This window comes from Chryseobacterium sp. Y16C, from assembly GCF_022488405.1.
GTDB lineage: Bacteria > Bacteroidota > Bacteroidia > Flavobacteriales > Weeksellaceae > Chryseobacterium > Chryseobacterium geocarposphaerae.
On the sequence record NZ_CP092711.1, the window covers coordinates 3,234,950 to 3,247,323 of the forward strand.

Sequence of the window (12,374 nt, forward strand, 5' to 3'; positions counted from 1 at the left end):
TAATATAAATGATTGATATCACAAAAATAACTAAACATTACTTTGTATTTCTCATTGAAATTCATTCAATACTTAAGTAATTCAAACACAACATAAATGGTAATTAATTTATCTTGCAACAAAGAATTTTATTAACTTGTAATATTCTAAAACAAAGTATTTCAATACAAAATATTGACATGAGAAAGAATTATATATTTAAACCTTACATTCCTAAAAATTATGGAAATTCAGATTTAGGCAGATTATTTTTAGTAGGAGATTCTCATTATATAAAGCATGAAGAGAAGGATCTTTCTAACTTTACTAAAGATATTATTTCTGAGATTGCTGATTATTCCTTTATAAAATTCTTTAGAGAAGTTGGTAAAATTTTTAATCCTAGTGATTATACAGAAATCTTCTCTAAAGCAGCCTTTGCAAATGCAATACAAGTTGGCATGAAAGAGGCAAGCCAAAAGCCCAATATAGAAGATTTCAAAACTGTAGAACCAGCTCTTAAAGATTATTTAGAAGAAATTAAACCTAATAAAATGGTTGTATTTTCCAAGAGAGTTTGGAATTATGGCTTACCTCAAAATATATCTTGGGGAGAATATGTAGAAACTATTGTTGATCAGAAAACAAAATATGAAGCAACAGTTTGGAAATTCAATTATCAGAGTGGAGTTTGCCATGGCATTGGGGTCTACCATCCTTCTTACCCTGGTTTCAATTCTCAAAAAATGAAATCCTTATTAGATATTTTCTTCTCTAGAGAATATCTGTAAAGCAGAAGATATAAAATGTATTACCTCTTAATATTAGGTTAGAATAAGAATAAATATATTACAAATAATTAATGTAATCTCTAGAGAAAGCATTAATATCTACACTTTCAAATATGGATGAAAAGAAAATAACACTAGAATATATTCTTAATGGAATAGAGCTTAAATTTAATGTCTCTGAAAACTTTGACCCAACAACAGATATATTTGATGATATGGCTGAATTTTTAGCACATGAACATTCTATCCTTGAAGATGAAGAAGATTATTACTCTACCCTAGATAAACTAGATATATTAGTAAGGAAAGCTAAATATTATTACCTAGAGTACTACAAGAAGGAATCTAAGCCCTAATTTTTTAATTTAATTTTTTTTGAGGAGTCACTTATACATAGGCTCCCTCATATCAAGTATGCCCTTTTTCAAAAAAGTAAATACCCCACCCCCTTCTGAACTACTGAGATAAATTCTCTGGACAGAAATAAAGATATTCTGATTTATTTACATCTTTAGAATCACCTCATATCTTTTTACTCTAACTCACTGCCATCCCACAACTCTTCATCATCTCTGACATATTTTGAGTATAACTCAAAAATAAATCAATATGAAAAAGTCATTTAAATCATTTGTAGCTAAGGTTGAAATGTTAAAATCTGAAAGAGCCAGTGAAGATAAGAATGGGCTTATGCCAGTAATCCTAATAGGTATTGCTGGTGAAATCCCTAGTAAAACTGTTATTAGTGGTACTGTAGCTCAAAGAATGGGAATATATGAAGGAAGTATATATCTGTTTCAGGCTAATGAAATAGAAGCAGATCCTTTGTATGGAAGACAATTTAACTTCATGGCAATATCTAAGGAATTATCAGCCATAGAGACATTGCAAGCTAGTGATTTTGTAGGTAAGCTTAGGATAATAAAGGTAGATACCTCAGAGGATTTTGAAGAATTTGTAGCTGATACTCTACAGCTAGAAAATGCTTAATAAAATGCCACCTTATTAATAGGGTGGTATTTTTTATTAAATCTTATTTCTGTACCAAGTTTTGCAATCATCTATATAAGTAAGATCACAAAATCTGGTACAAATTATCATGGTAATGCAATGAATATAATAGTATATTTTACCCTAGAGGCTCACATGTAGGTTCAAAAGGCCAGGGATATTGGGTGAAAAATCCTTTATATCAAAATACAAGGATATTATATAGATAGCCTTTTAGGCATCTGTAATTTTTATATCAAAGAATTCCTTAGGGTGAATTTCTAAAGCATCTGCAATTCTGAAAAGAGTATAAACAGTAGGATTAGTTCTTCCTTGTTCTATTCTTGAAATATTAGTTACATCAATATTACCTTCCATTTTTCCTACAAGATCAAGCTGAGAAAGACCTTTAGTTAGCCTTATCTCCTTAATCTTATTTCCTACTGATTTTAAAATTTCTAACTTCTCCATATTGACATATTTGGCAATTAAAGAAAAGTTCCTTAAGTTTATAATGTCATATATGGCAATAATGAAATTTTAACTATGAAATACACTTATTACTCAATCTTAATTATTTCTTTTATCATAGTGGGGCTACATCAATCTTTAAAAGGTAAAATGAAAGATGAAGTTGGAGAAGAAATCACAGAATATTTTCTGGGACAAATTAAAATTCTTAAACTATTCCAAATATTATCAATTCTAGCTCCTATGATAATATTATTTCTAAATGAAAAGTGGTATTGGGCTTTACTTAAATACATTGTATTATACTTCTTAATAACTTTTTTGATAATAATTAATACTCTTAAAATCAGCAACAAATCAAAAATATATTTAATAATTAGTCTAGGTCTTACTAACATTTTACTATTGATAACATACATTAACAATTAAATCAAATATGAAAAACAATTTTTTATTTAGTCAAAGCAAATTTCTTGAAGAAAATAATGAATTAAAAACTAAAACAATGAAAAAGCTAATTATAATTTGTATATCATTTATACTTGCAAATTCTTGTAGTAGAAGTGATTCTACAGAAAGCTCAGATACAAATGAATCAAACTTAATTGGAGTTTGGAAAAAAAGCAAAGAAGTCATTTATAGTGGACAAAACAATCAAGTTCTTGCAACTTATTATCCAGCAGATGATTGTGAGAAAAAATCAACATCTGAATTTACAGGTGATGGAAAACTTATTACAAAAGAATTCTATTTAAATTCAAATAATTCCTGTGTTTCTTCACCAACACAAACAAAAAGTTATTATTATGATTCAAGCACAAAGAAAATAAACATTAATAATGCTTTTTATGGAGATATTTTAAAGTTAACCACTGGAGAATATGAATGCAGAGTAAATTACCATTATGATCATAATGGAGATGGTGTTGATGATAATTATGTAGAATACTATTATAAGTGATAATTCACTAGTCTGCAGTAGAAGCCACTCCTAAAAAGAGTGGTTTTTTAATACATCAACCTTTATGAAACCAAAAATACCTTTTAAAATAGGCTACCAATATGATAATTGGGAGCTAAATCTAATGAGCATAGCAGACAGTATACCTAACAATTCTTATTGTAGCTATTTGTGGGTAGGAAGTGAAATAAAGAATTTTTTTAACTTTATACCTCACAGAACAGAACTTATATTTTATTGGGATATATTAGATGTTGTAATACTGGAATTTGATAAGAAATCTGAACATTACTACAACAGGATAAATAAAGCCTTATCTGATAGGGTTACAAGAGTAAATTTTGAAATTCTGCCTGATGGGATGATTATACATAAGTTTATAACTAGTAAAGTAACCTATTGGAATATCTATTTCCCTGCTAGTAAAGAAATAAGACTGATTTACTTTTCAAATTCTTTTACCTATATCAATGTGCTTTTAGAATGAAAAGGCATACTTTTAGGCATACCCAAGAAATGAAATCCCTACAAAGTATAATGAATACAGAGAAAATAAGAATTATGGAGAATCCCTCAGGACCCACAAAAAACTCTCTTTCTCAAGAGAGTTTTTTTTATTATATAAATTTTAATGTAAAAAGGCTTTTCAGATTTCTTTTATTTAAGTTTATAGCCTCCTTTAGAAATAATCACTTATTCTGTCCCGGTGCATATGGTTTTGCTGATTTAGAGCCTGTTACCTTTTTAACCTGTCCGGGAGGTAAACCATGATTGCCATTAGACTTTACTGCAACGCAAGATGTAAGAAACATTCCTAATAAAACCATTACTCCTATTTGTTTCAGTGTTTTCATTATAAATACTTTTGAATAAAGTTATAAAAAATTATGCCATTATAGTATCAGCAATTTTAAAAGAACAGAAAGATTTGCCTAATTAAACTTTTTCGACGATTTTTTGTACATCAAGCTCTTCCAGACACGCCCAATCTCCTCGGAAACACTCTTTATCTCCAAAAACAGAACACGGCCTGCATGTTAAATCTTCTATCTGAACAACATCATCTTCACTTTGTCCGAATCCTAAAAAGCCCGCATAAGGATGCGTTGATCCCCAAACAGAAATACATCTTGTTCCCATTAGGCTCGCCAAATGCATATTGGCAGAATCCATAGAGATCATCAGTTCCAGTTCGGAAATCTTATTCAATTCTTCTGCAAGACTCAGTTTTCCTGATAAACTGTAAGTATTAGGGATTTCCCTCTCCCATTTTTCTAAAGTTTCAGTTTCTTTTTTACCTCCGCCAAAAAAATAAACCTTATGTTTTTGAGCCAAAATCCTTGCTAATTCATAAGATTTTTCTAACGGAAGCATTTTCCCTTGGTGTTGGGCAAAAGGAGCAAAACCAATCCCTGATTTATTTATTGAGGCCGGTCTCAGTTGGTGTGACAATTCAACTTTAAAACCCATTTCGCGAAAAACATCTGCATAACGCTCAACCGTTTTTCTCAGCTGAACTTTATTCAGATTCCAAACGTCTGTTAACCGTTCTTTTTCCTCCTTTCCTTTATTGATCTTGAAGACTTTTAAGCCTTTTCTTCTGTAAATTTTATCTAAAACCTTCGTTCTGATAACATCATGAAGATTGGCTATCAAATCAGGTTTAAATTCCTTAATCAGTTCATTCGCCAATCTGTTCAGACCAAAGAAACCTTTATAATCGTCCAGATTGATTCCTTTAAATATAACATTTGGAATGCCGGCAAATAAGTCTTGAAAATTCTGTCGTGAAACCATTATAATTTCCACATCCGGATTTTGCTCTAAAAACTCACGGAAAACGGGAGCTGTCATTGCAACATCACCAAAAGCAGAAAAACGATATGCTAAAATTCTTGTCACAATTAGGATTTCAACTGATAGGCAACTGCGTAAAATTTAATCTGCTTTGTCATCGCCATCAATCCGTTAGCACGAGAAGGAGAAAGAAACTCCTGCAGACCGATTTCAGAGATAAACTCGAAATCAGAATCTAAAATTTCCTGTGTAGAATGACCACTGTAAATGCTCACTAAAAGAGAAACAATTCCTTTCGGCAAAATACCGTCAGAATCAGCATTGAAAAACAATTTCCCATCTTTGAATTCTGCATCGATCCAAACTTTACTTTGGCATCCTTTAATCAGATTTTCGTCAGTTTTTTTATCATCAGAAAGCCCTTTTAGCTCCTTTCCAAGATCAATAATATATTCATATTTCTGCTCCCAATCGTCAAGAAATGCAAATTCGTCGATAATTTCCTGCTGTTTTTCCTTAATGGTCATTTCTATACTTTCTTTTGTGCAAAGATACTAATTTTAGAGTTTTTAAATTTTATGTTAAGTTTAGAACCAAATAAATTGAATTATTATCAAATATTTTGATTTATAAGAATTTAGCTTTTAAAAACTTTCAGCGGCCTTTTGAAAAACTTCCAACAATTTTATCTCCTCATTTTCCCAACAAAGTATATTTGCAGCTCTTTCAAGTTCATGCAGATAGTTTTTTCTTCCTTTATTCATAACAGCATTTATTGCATCTGCAATATGTAAAGGTTCATGATTTTTAATGATTTCTCCCACATCAAACCGACTTTTAATAGCAAACATTTCCGGAAGATTGGATAAAATTAAAGGAACTCTTGCCTGAATACAATCCAGAACTTTATTCGGTAAAGAATAATAATAGCTTTCTCCTCCATTTTCTTCGATACTCATCCCGCAATCTACGGTCAGTGTGATTTTTCTTAAATCATCAGGATGCAATTTTCCTAAAAACTGAACTTTATCCTGGAGATTTTCCTTAATCACCAATTCTTCATATTCTGTTTTTCTTGGTCCATCTCCTGCAATTTGAAAAACAACATTTTCTACATGATGCATAGCCAAAATTACCTTATCAATCCCCCGAAACGGATTAATTGCTCCTTGGTATAAAAGAATTTTAGGATTGTTATCTGAAATCTCCTGATTAAAATTCAATTTCCTTGGCGCATTCTGAACAACAACAGGATTAATTCCATATTGAGCTTTAAACCAGGTGGCATATCCTGAACTTGCTGTAATCATCAATTTGATCTTTGGAACAATAGTCCTTTCCAGATATCTCCATAATTTTTGTGACATTTTGCCTTGAATTGCAGGCATTTCGGAAAAAATTTCATGGCTGTCAAAAATCAACGGAATATTTAACTTTTTTGCAAGCAGATAATTTGGAAGCAATGCATCCAGATCATTGGCATGAAGAATAGTATTTTTATCTGCTCTTTTCTTTAGCTGATGGTATAATTTCCAGTTGAATTCGAAATAAGCTGTTTTTAAAATTTTTGATTTTAATTTTATTCTGGAAAATGGATAAGGTCGTGACATCTCTTCCGCTCCGTTCCAGTCGTTTCCAATAAGCTCAATATCATAACCGTTTTCATATAACGTTCTGCAAACCTTTTCTATACGCTGATCCGTATATAAGTTGCTGAACGCTGAAGTAATCACTTTTTTATTACTCATTACTTCTTTTTATCCGTCAAAAGATGGTAAATTTGTATAAAGCAAATCAGTCCGTTGGGAATAATTACTGGCCAGAGCATTCCACTGAAAATGCCATAAATGACAAAACAGATACAACCTATCATATTCACAATTCTGATTTTTCTTATATCTTTCAATATGAAACTCAGCACAATGAAAAGTGAGGCGGAATATCCGATATAAGTAGCAATTTCGGGAATCATGAGAAAAATTTTCAGGATAACAAACTTAATCATTTTCAATAAGATAATAAAATTTTTTCTGCCATAAAGTCATTTATTGATTTTTGGTAAAATATTTGTAATTTAGATAGTGAATAAATGGCAATGTTGCTTTTATTCTAATGAGATATATTATGGATTATAAGTTTTCACAAGGTTTGAGCCAGGTGTTCAAACAAAGCAAGAGCGAAGCTAAAAGGCTCAAAAGTGAATTTCTTAATACAGAACATCTACTTTTAGGTATTATAAAAACGGAAAACTCTGCAAAAGAAATCCTTCAAAACCTTAATGCGGATTTAACACAAATCAGAAGAAAAATTGAAACTTTAAATACAGCAAGTCTTAATCCTATTTCTGAGGAGGTTACCAATATTTCTTTCACGAAGATGGCAGATCACGCCATCAAGCGTGCGGAGTTAGAATGCAGACAATATAAAAGTAATGAAATTAATACCGTTCATTTGCTTTTAGGCATTCTTTATAAATATGAGGACCCTACTTCAAATATTTTAGGAGCTTACGACATCGATTATGAAGGAGTTTCAAGAGAATATCAGACTATGCTTAAAAATTCCGGACAGGCACCACAAATGAGTGCTTATGACGACGATGATGAAAGAGAGGAATTTGAGCAGATGAGAAAGCCTACAGGAAATTTAGGTTCTGCAAAAAGTAAAACTCCTACATTGGATAACTTTGGTAGAGACTTAACTTCTTTGGCAAGAGATGGAAAATTAGACCCTGTAATCGGTCGTGAGAAAGAAATTGAGAGGGTTTCTCAAATCTTGTCACGTAGAAAGAAAAACAACCCTCTTCTTATTGGAGAGCCCGGAGTTGGTAAATCTGCGATTGCGGAAGGTTTGGCATTAAGAATTCAACAGAAAAAGGTGTCGAGAGTTCTTTACGGAAAACGTGTGATCACTTTGGATCTGGCAAGTTTGGTTGCCGGAACCAAATACCGTGGTCAGTTTGAAGAAAGAATGAAGGCCATTATGACGGAACTGGAGAAAAACAGAGATGTCATCTTATTTATCGATGAGCTTCATACCATTGTAGGTGCAGGAAGTTCAACAGGAAGCTTAGATGCATCCAATATGTTTAAACCGGCTTTGGCAAGAGGTGAAATTCAATGCATCGGAGCAACAACTCTGGATGAATACCGTCAGTATATTGAAAAAGACGGCGCCCTAGAAAGAAGATTCCAGAAAGTAATGGTGGAACCGACTTCTATTGATGAAACCATCCAGATTTTAAATCAAATCAAAGATAAGTATGAAGAGCATCATAACGTAATTTATACTCCTGAAGCGATTGCAGCGTGTGTCAATTTGACATCAAGATATATTACAGACCGTTTCTTACCGGACAAAGCCATTGATGCGATGGATGAAGCAGGATCACGTGTTTATATTAAAAACATGAAAGTTCCTACTGAGATCATTGATTTCGAAAAGAAAATTGAAGAAATCAAAGAACTGAAGCAGAAAGCAGTAAAAGCACAGGATTATCTTGAAGCAAGAAAGCTGAAGGATGAAGAAGAAAGGCTTCAGATGGAGTTAAATGCTGCTCAGGACAAATGGGACAAAGACGTTAAAGAGAAAAAAGAAACCGTAACAGAAGAAAATGTAGCGGAAGTCGTTTCTATGATGAGTGGAGTTCCTGTAACTAAGGTTGGTAAAAATGAGCTTGATAAATTAGCTCAGATGGATGATAAGCTAAACGGAAAAGTAATCGGTCAGGAAGACGCTGTAAAAAAAGTTGTGAAAGCAATTCAAAGAAACAGAGCCGGTCTAAAAGATCCGAACCGTCCGATTGGTACATTTATCTTCCTAGGAACAACCGGAGTCGGTAAAACCGAGTTAGCCAAAGTAATGGCAAGAGAATTATTCGATTCTGACGAAGCATTGATCAGAATTGACATGAGTGAATACATGGAAAAATTCGCGGTTTCAAGATTGGTGGGTGCGCCTCCGGGCTACGTTGGATACGAGGAAGGTGGACAACTAACAGAAGCTGTAAGAAGAAAACCTTATGCTGTGGTTCTTCTGGATGAGATTGAAAAAGCTCACCCTGACGTATTCAACATCTTGCTGCAAATTTTGGATGAAGGTCACGTTACCGACAGTTTAGGAAGAAAAATAGATTTCAGAAATACCATTATCATTCTTACATCAAACATCGGTACAAGAGATATCAAAGATTTCGGAGACGGTGTAGGATTTGGTACGTCTGCTAAAAAGTCAACTTCTGATACAAGAGCAAGAAGCACTATAGAAAATGCCCTTAAAAAAGCATTTGCTCCTGAATTCCTGAACAGAATTGATGATATTATTATCTTTAACTCTCTTGAGCAGACAGATATCAAGAAGATTATTGATCTTGAACTGAGCAAATTGTACGGAAGATTAGAAAAATTAGGTTATAAAGTTGAATTAACTGATGAAGCTAAAGACTTTATTTCTGAAAAAGGCTGGGATAAAGATTTCGGAGCAAGACCATTGAAACGAGCGATCCAGAAATATATTGAAGATTTATTGGCAGAAATGCTTGTGAATAAGCAATTAAGCGAAGGAGAAACTGTAATTCTTGATCTTAACGAAGCAAAAGACGGCTTGATTGGAAAAGCACCAAAAGGAAAAAAATCTTCGGCTGAAAAGTCTTCTCAATCGTAAATAAATAATTTAATCATATTAAAAAAGCTCCAGGATTCCCCCTGGAGCTTTTTCATTTTCAGCAACATAATTAATTTATTTTTTCACTAAATAATGATTAATTAATAAAAATCATTATTTTTATTGAACATAAAATTAATTAATATGAAAATGAGAAAAACATTTTTACTTTTAAGTATTCCATTACTTACCATTTTATCCTGTGCCAATGAAAATGTAGCTACTTCTGCTATACCTGAAATTTCTAAACCCGAAGCGGTTCAAAAATTCAACCTGGCTATCAAAAAAGTAGCCATGGAAAAAGAACCGGCACCTGAAAGACCAAGGACTTCAGCTGAACTGAGTGATTACAAGAAAGACATGCTGATTCCGGCTGCCAAAGATCTTATAGCAAGTACAGGAGTAACTTATTCCGAAATTGAAAAAAGAACAGAAAACGACAGGGAAAAGATTCTAAAATGGGCTGTAGAAGTCTATGGAGAATACAACAAGGAAATCAACCAAAATTACAAATCACAAAACTAAAGCCATGAAAAAACTAATTTTACTTGCCACATTTTTCTCTTCTTTTTGCATTTCAGCACAAGATCTTTATATTCAAAATTATACAGATACGGTGATCCAATTTGTTGTATGGAGATTGAATCCTTCAAATATCGCAGGAAACTGTAGCCCGAATCTTCAGTCAACGAGTTCCGGAGGCCTGTCTACATTAACCTATGCTCCGGTAGTCAATACAGTTCCTTCTGAAGCTTATTATTACGGGGATATTAATACTTCCAATACATTTAATGCAAGTTATCCATTGACACCTTTAATTGATGCATGGACGTATGACAGTAATTATTCTACTCCTTACACCCTTCCGTCAAATCCTGTTCCTACAGCTTATATTACAGGGTCGCAATGGGGAGGTATTAAACTTGGGGTACAGGATCACTTCGGAAATAATATCGGAGGATATTATTCTTTAGGCCATTTTTGCGGATCAGCAACACCTGTAACAGCTTTTTCAGGAGTAATTCAGGGAAGTTATTTTCAATTTGGCGGTGCAGATTGGTTTGTTCTTTATTAATTTATTAGTTCATATCTATTTTGTCACCAATATAATAATCCCTTACCAATTTTTAAGCAACAAATTAATATCATGAAAAAAACATTTTTACTGTTAAGTATTCCATTACTTACCATTTTATCCTGTGCCAACGAAAATATGGCCACTTCTGCCACACCTGAGATTTCTAAACCTGAAGCCGTTCAAAAATTCAACCTGGCCATTAAAAAAGTAGCCATGGAAAAAGAACCGGCGCCAGAAAGACCAAGGACGTCAGCAGAACTGAGTGATTACAAGAAAGACATGCTGATTCCGGCTGCCAAAGATCTTATAGCAAGTACAGGAGTAACTTATTCCGAAATTGAAAAAAGAACAGAAAACGACAGGGAAAAGATTCTAAAATGGGCTGTAGAAGTCTATGGTGAATACAACAAGGAAATTAACCAAAATTACAAATCACAAAATTAAGTTTATGAAAAAATTATTTTTACTGGCAGCAGCATTTATATCTTTTTCTCTTTCAGCACAATCATTGCCACCTGTTTATATACAAAACTATACTCCCAATTATGTTGAGTTTACTCTTAATAAATCCAATTTAGGGAATGTTGGAGGGGGATGCACTCCCACCCTGGAATCAAGAGATGCTACCAATAATTTATTAAAACTAGGGTTTACAAATAACCCCTCAGTATCAATTGATGCTAATTATGATGGTAATGTAAACAATACTTTTGCCCTTAATACTGCTGTTCCCACCACCCCTCAGGTTGGAAGATGGATTGTGAATGCTAACTATGCCGCTCCATTTACAGCCCCTTCGGGTGTTCTTACAACCTTCAGTACAGCGACCACTTGGACTGGAACTAAATTCGGAATAAAGGATCAATCCGGAGTTAATACCGGAGGATACTATTACCTGGGACAAATTTGCGGAAGTTCAACCGTCATTTCAGATTTAACGGGAAATGTTATTCCTGCAAATATGTCAGGCGGAGCTTTCTTTACCGCAGGCGGAGCAACCTGGATTGTGATTTATTAACGTTTAGAAAAATACAGTTAAAAAAATCCCGAAAATTACTTCGGGATTTTTATATTCAATTGTATTAAAGTCCAACTACGAATCCAATATTCGGAACTAATCCGCTTGAAAAAATGCTCTCATTTTCTTTATAAAGAACATTATACATCAAACCTAACTGTAAATAAGAATTGTTCCCGATTCTCTGCATATAACCTCCTCCAAGATACAGTGCATCTTCATTCGTATTCGCTTTATAATCGTAAATCTTATCTTTATAATTGATAAAATAATGCTGATAGTTCGCACTTAAATAAAATGTTCTTGCCACGTAGTAATTCAGAAACGGGCCGACTCCGAGCATCGTTGAACTATAAGCATTGGATTTCTGCCACGAAATACTTCCCAAAACTCCGCCTTCAAGATCATTGGTAAGCTTATATCCAACCCTTGGTGCTGCAGAAAGATTAAAATAGTTATTGCTTCCGAAGCCCAACCCGATTCCGCCTCCGAAAGTCCATCTATTATTGCTTTCCGGTGAAGTTCCGACCGCGACTTGAGAAAATACTGAACCCGAAATGAGTAAGAATAAAGGGATAATAAATTTTGTCATATTATATTGTTTTTATCGATGCTTAAAATTATAGT

17 protein-coding genes are annotated in these 12,374 nt (G+C 33.2%); 10 read left to right on the forward strand and 7 right to left on the reverse strand.

Annotation, left to right across the window (positions count from 1 at the left end):
* The first annotated feature begins 179 nt into the window (after positions 1 to 179).
* From MKS83_RS14490 to MKS83_RS14500, 3 genes are all read left to right on the forward strand, one after another.
* On the forward strand, positions 180 to 770 hold the full coding sequence (locus MKS83_RS14490; protein ID WP_240580239.1) for a hypothetical protein: 591 nt from the start codon (positions 180 to 182) through the stop codon (positions 768 to 770).
* Between the two features lie 113 nt (positions 771 to 883).
* On the forward strand, positions 884 to 1,126 hold the full coding sequence (locus tag MKS83_RS14495; RefSeq protein ID WP_240580240.1) for a hypothetical protein: 243 nt from the start codon (positions 884 to 886) through the stop codon (positions 1,124 to 1,126).
* Positions 1,127 to 1,379: 253 nt separating this feature from the next.
* A complete protein-coding gene (locus MKS83_RS14500; protein ID WP_240580241.1) occupies positions 1,380 to 1,760 on the forward strand; it encodes a hypothetical protein in 381 nt (126 codons plus the stop codon).
* Positions 1,761 to 1,994: 234 nt separating this feature from the next.
* Here MKS83_RS14500 and MKS83_RS14505 read toward each other — a convergent pair whose 3' ends face one another.
* Positions 1,995 to 2,231, reverse strand: a complete 237-nt coding sequence (locus MKS83_RS14505) for a helix-turn-helix domain-containing protein (RefSeq protein ID WP_240580242.1) — start codon at positions 2,229 to 2,231, stop codon at positions 1,995 to 1,997.
* 436 nt (positions 2,232 to 2,667) lie between these two features.
* On the opposite strand from MKS83_RS14505, the gene MKS83_RS14510 reads away from it, so the two are divergent.
* Complete coding sequence (locus MKS83_RS14510; protein ID WP_240580243.1) at positions 2,668 to 3,192, forward strand: hypothetical protein; 525 nt, start codon at positions 2,668 to 2,670, stop codon at positions 3,190 to 3,192.
* Between the two features lie 64 nt (positions 3,193 to 3,256).
* Entirely contained in the window at positions 3,257 to 3,679 is a 423-nt protein-coding gene (locus MKS83_RS14515) for a hypothetical protein (protein ID WP_240580244.1), read from the forward strand.
* Positions 3,680 to 3,881: 202 nt separating this feature from the next.
* Here MKS83_RS14515 and MKS83_RS14520 read toward each other — a convergent pair whose 3' ends face one another.
* From MKS83_RS14520 to MKS83_RS14540, 5 genes are all read right to left on the reverse strand, one after another.
* Positions 3,882 to 4,046, reverse strand: coding sequence for a hypothetical protein (locus MKS83_RS14520; RefSeq protein ID WP_240580245.1), 165 nt, complete (start codon positions 4,044 to 4,046; stop codon positions 3,882 to 3,884).
* 82 nt (positions 4,047 to 4,128) lie between these two features.
* Complete coding sequence (locus MKS83_RS14525) at positions 4,129 to 5,094, reverse strand: glycosyltransferase family 9 protein (protein ID WP_240580246.1); 966 nt, start codon at positions 5,092 to 5,094, stop codon at positions 4,129 to 4,131.
* 2 nt (positions 5,095 to 5,096) lie between these two features.
* The gene (locus MKS83_RS14530) at positions 5,097 to 5,516 is read right to left on the reverse strand and encodes a SufE family protein (protein WP_240580247.1); all 420 of its coding nucleotides are present in this window, start codon (positions 5,514 to 5,516) and stop codon (positions 5,097 to 5,099) included.
* Between the two features lie 117 nt (positions 5,517 to 5,633).
* The gene (locus MKS83_RS14535) at positions 5,634 to 6,737 is read right to left on the reverse strand and encodes a glycosyltransferase (RefSeq protein WP_240580248.1); all 1,104 of its coding nucleotides are present in this window, start codon (positions 6,735 to 6,737) and stop codon (positions 5,634 to 5,636) included.
* Positions 6,737 to 6,961 (reverse strand): uroporphyrinogen decarboxylase, encoded by a 225-nt coding sequence (locus MKS83_RS14540; RefSeq protein ID WP_100377502.1) that lies wholly within the window; start codon positions 6,959 to 6,961, stop codon positions 6,737 to 6,739. The genes MKS83_RS14535 and MKS83_RS14540 overlap by 1 nt, the downstream gene beginning before the upstream one ends.
* A 152-nt stretch (positions 6,962 to 7,113) precedes the next feature.
* Between MKS83_RS14540 and MKS83_RS14545 the strand changes: the two genes are divergently transcribed.
* The 5 genes from MKS83_RS14545 to MKS83_RS14565 all read left to right on the forward strand — a co-directional run bounded on the left by MKS83_RS14545 (position 7,114) and on the right by MKS83_RS14565 (position 11,747).
* Positions 7,114 to 9,651: an ATP-dependent Clp protease ATP-binding subunit gene (locus MKS83_RS14545; protein ID WP_100377503.1), complete on the forward strand. Its 2,538-nt coding sequence runs from the start codon at positions 7,114 to 7,116 to the stop codon at positions 9,649 to 9,651.
* Positions 9,652 to 9,795: 144 nt separating this feature from the next.
* Positions 9,796 to 10,176, forward strand: coding sequence for a hypothetical protein (locus MKS83_RS14550; RefSeq protein ID WP_240580249.1), 381 nt, complete (start codon positions 9,796 to 9,798; stop codon positions 10,174 to 10,176).
* A 4-nt stretch (positions 10,177 to 10,180) separates the two neighbouring features.
* Positions 10,181 to 10,726 carry a hypothetical protein gene (locus MKS83_RS14555; protein ID WP_240580250.1) on the forward strand — a complete coding sequence of 182 codons (546 nt, stop codon included), beginning with the start codon at positions 10,181 to 10,183 and terminating at the stop codon, positions 10,724 to 10,726.
* A gap of 72 nt (positions 10,727 to 10,798) precedes the next feature.
* Positions 10,799 to 11,173: a hypothetical protein gene (locus MKS83_RS14560; RefSeq protein WP_240580251.1), complete on the forward strand. Its 375-nt coding sequence runs from the start codon at positions 10,799 to 10,801 to the stop codon at positions 11,171 to 11,173.
* Between the two features lie 4 nt (positions 11,174 to 11,177).
* A complete protein-coding gene (locus MKS83_RS14565) occupies positions 11,178 to 11,747 on the forward strand; it encodes a hypothetical protein (RefSeq protein WP_240580252.1) in 570 nt (189 codons plus the stop codon).
* A 64-nt stretch (positions 11,748 to 11,811) separates the two neighbouring features.
* Here MKS83_RS14565 and MKS83_RS14570 read toward each other — a convergent pair whose 3' ends face one another.
* Complete coding sequence (locus tag MKS83_RS14570) at positions 11,812 to 12,339, reverse strand: hypothetical protein (protein ID WP_240580253.1); 528 nt, start codon at positions 12,337 to 12,339, stop codon at positions 11,812 to 11,814.
* Between the last annotated feature and the right edge of the window lie 35 nt (positions 12,340 to 12,374).

Bases quoted from the DNA above. Each gene is read 5' to 3' on its own strand.
- MKS83_RS14490 (WP_240580239.1), top strand. From the start codon at position 180: ATGAGAAAGAATTATATATTTAAACCTTACATTCCTAAAAATTATGGA.
- MKS83_RS14495 (WP_240580240.1), top strand. From the start codon at position 884: ATGGATGAAAAGAAAATAACACTAGAATATATTCTTAATGGAATAGAG.
- MKS83_RS14500 (WP_240580241.1), top strand. From the start codon at position 1,380: ATGAAAAAGTCATTTAAATCATTTGTAGCTAAGGTTGAAATGTTAAAA.
- MKS83_RS14505 (WP_240580242.1), bottom strand. From the start codon at position 2,231: ATGGAGAAGTTAGAAATTTTAAAATCAGTAGGAAATAAGATTAAGGAG.
- MKS83_RS14510 (WP_240580243.1), top strand. From the start codon at position 2,668: ATGAAAAACAATTTTTTATTTAGTCAAAGCAAATTTCTTGAAGAAAAT.
- MKS83_RS14515 (WP_240580244.1), top strand. From the start codon at position 3,257: ATGAAACCAAAAATACCTTTTAAAATAGGCTACCAATATGATAATTGG.
- MKS83_RS14520 (WP_240580245.1), bottom strand. From the start codon at position 4,046: ATGAAAACACTGAAACAAATAGGAGTAATGGTTTTATTAGGAATGTTT.
- MKS83_RS14530 (WP_240580247.1), bottom strand. From the start codon at position 5,516: ATGACCATTAAGGAAAAACAGCAGGAAATTATCGACGAATTTGCATTT.
- MKS83_RS14535 (WP_240580248.1), bottom strand. From the start codon at position 6,737: ATGAGTAATAAAAAAGTGATTACTTCAGCGTTCAGCAACTTATATACG.
- MKS83_RS14540 (WP_100377502.1), bottom strand. From the start codon at position 6,961: ATGATTCCCGAAATTGCTACTTATATCGGATATTCCGCCTCACTTTTC.
- MKS83_RS14545 (WP_100377503.1), top strand. From the start codon at position 7,114: ATGGATTATAAGTTTTCACAAGGTTTGAGCCAGGTGTTCAAACAAAGC.
- MKS83_RS14550 (WP_240580249.1), top strand. From the start codon at position 9,796: ATGAAAATGAGAAAAACATTTTTACTTTTAAGTATTCCATTACTTACC.
- MKS83_RS14555 (WP_240580250.1), top strand. From the start codon at position 10,181: ATGAAAAAACTAATTTTACTTGCCACATTTTTCTCTTCTTTTTGCATT.
- MKS83_RS14560 (WP_240580251.1), top strand. From the start codon at position 10,799: ATGAAAAAAACATTTTTACTGTTAAGTATTCCATTACTTACCATTTTA.
- MKS83_RS14565 (WP_240580252.1), top strand. From the start codon at position 11,178: ATGAAAAAATTATTTTTACTGGCAGCAGCATTTATATCTTTTTCTCTT.
- MKS83_RS14570 (WP_240580253.1), bottom strand. From the start codon at position 12,339: ATGACAAAATTTATTATCCCTTTATTCTTACTCATTTCGGGTTCAGTA.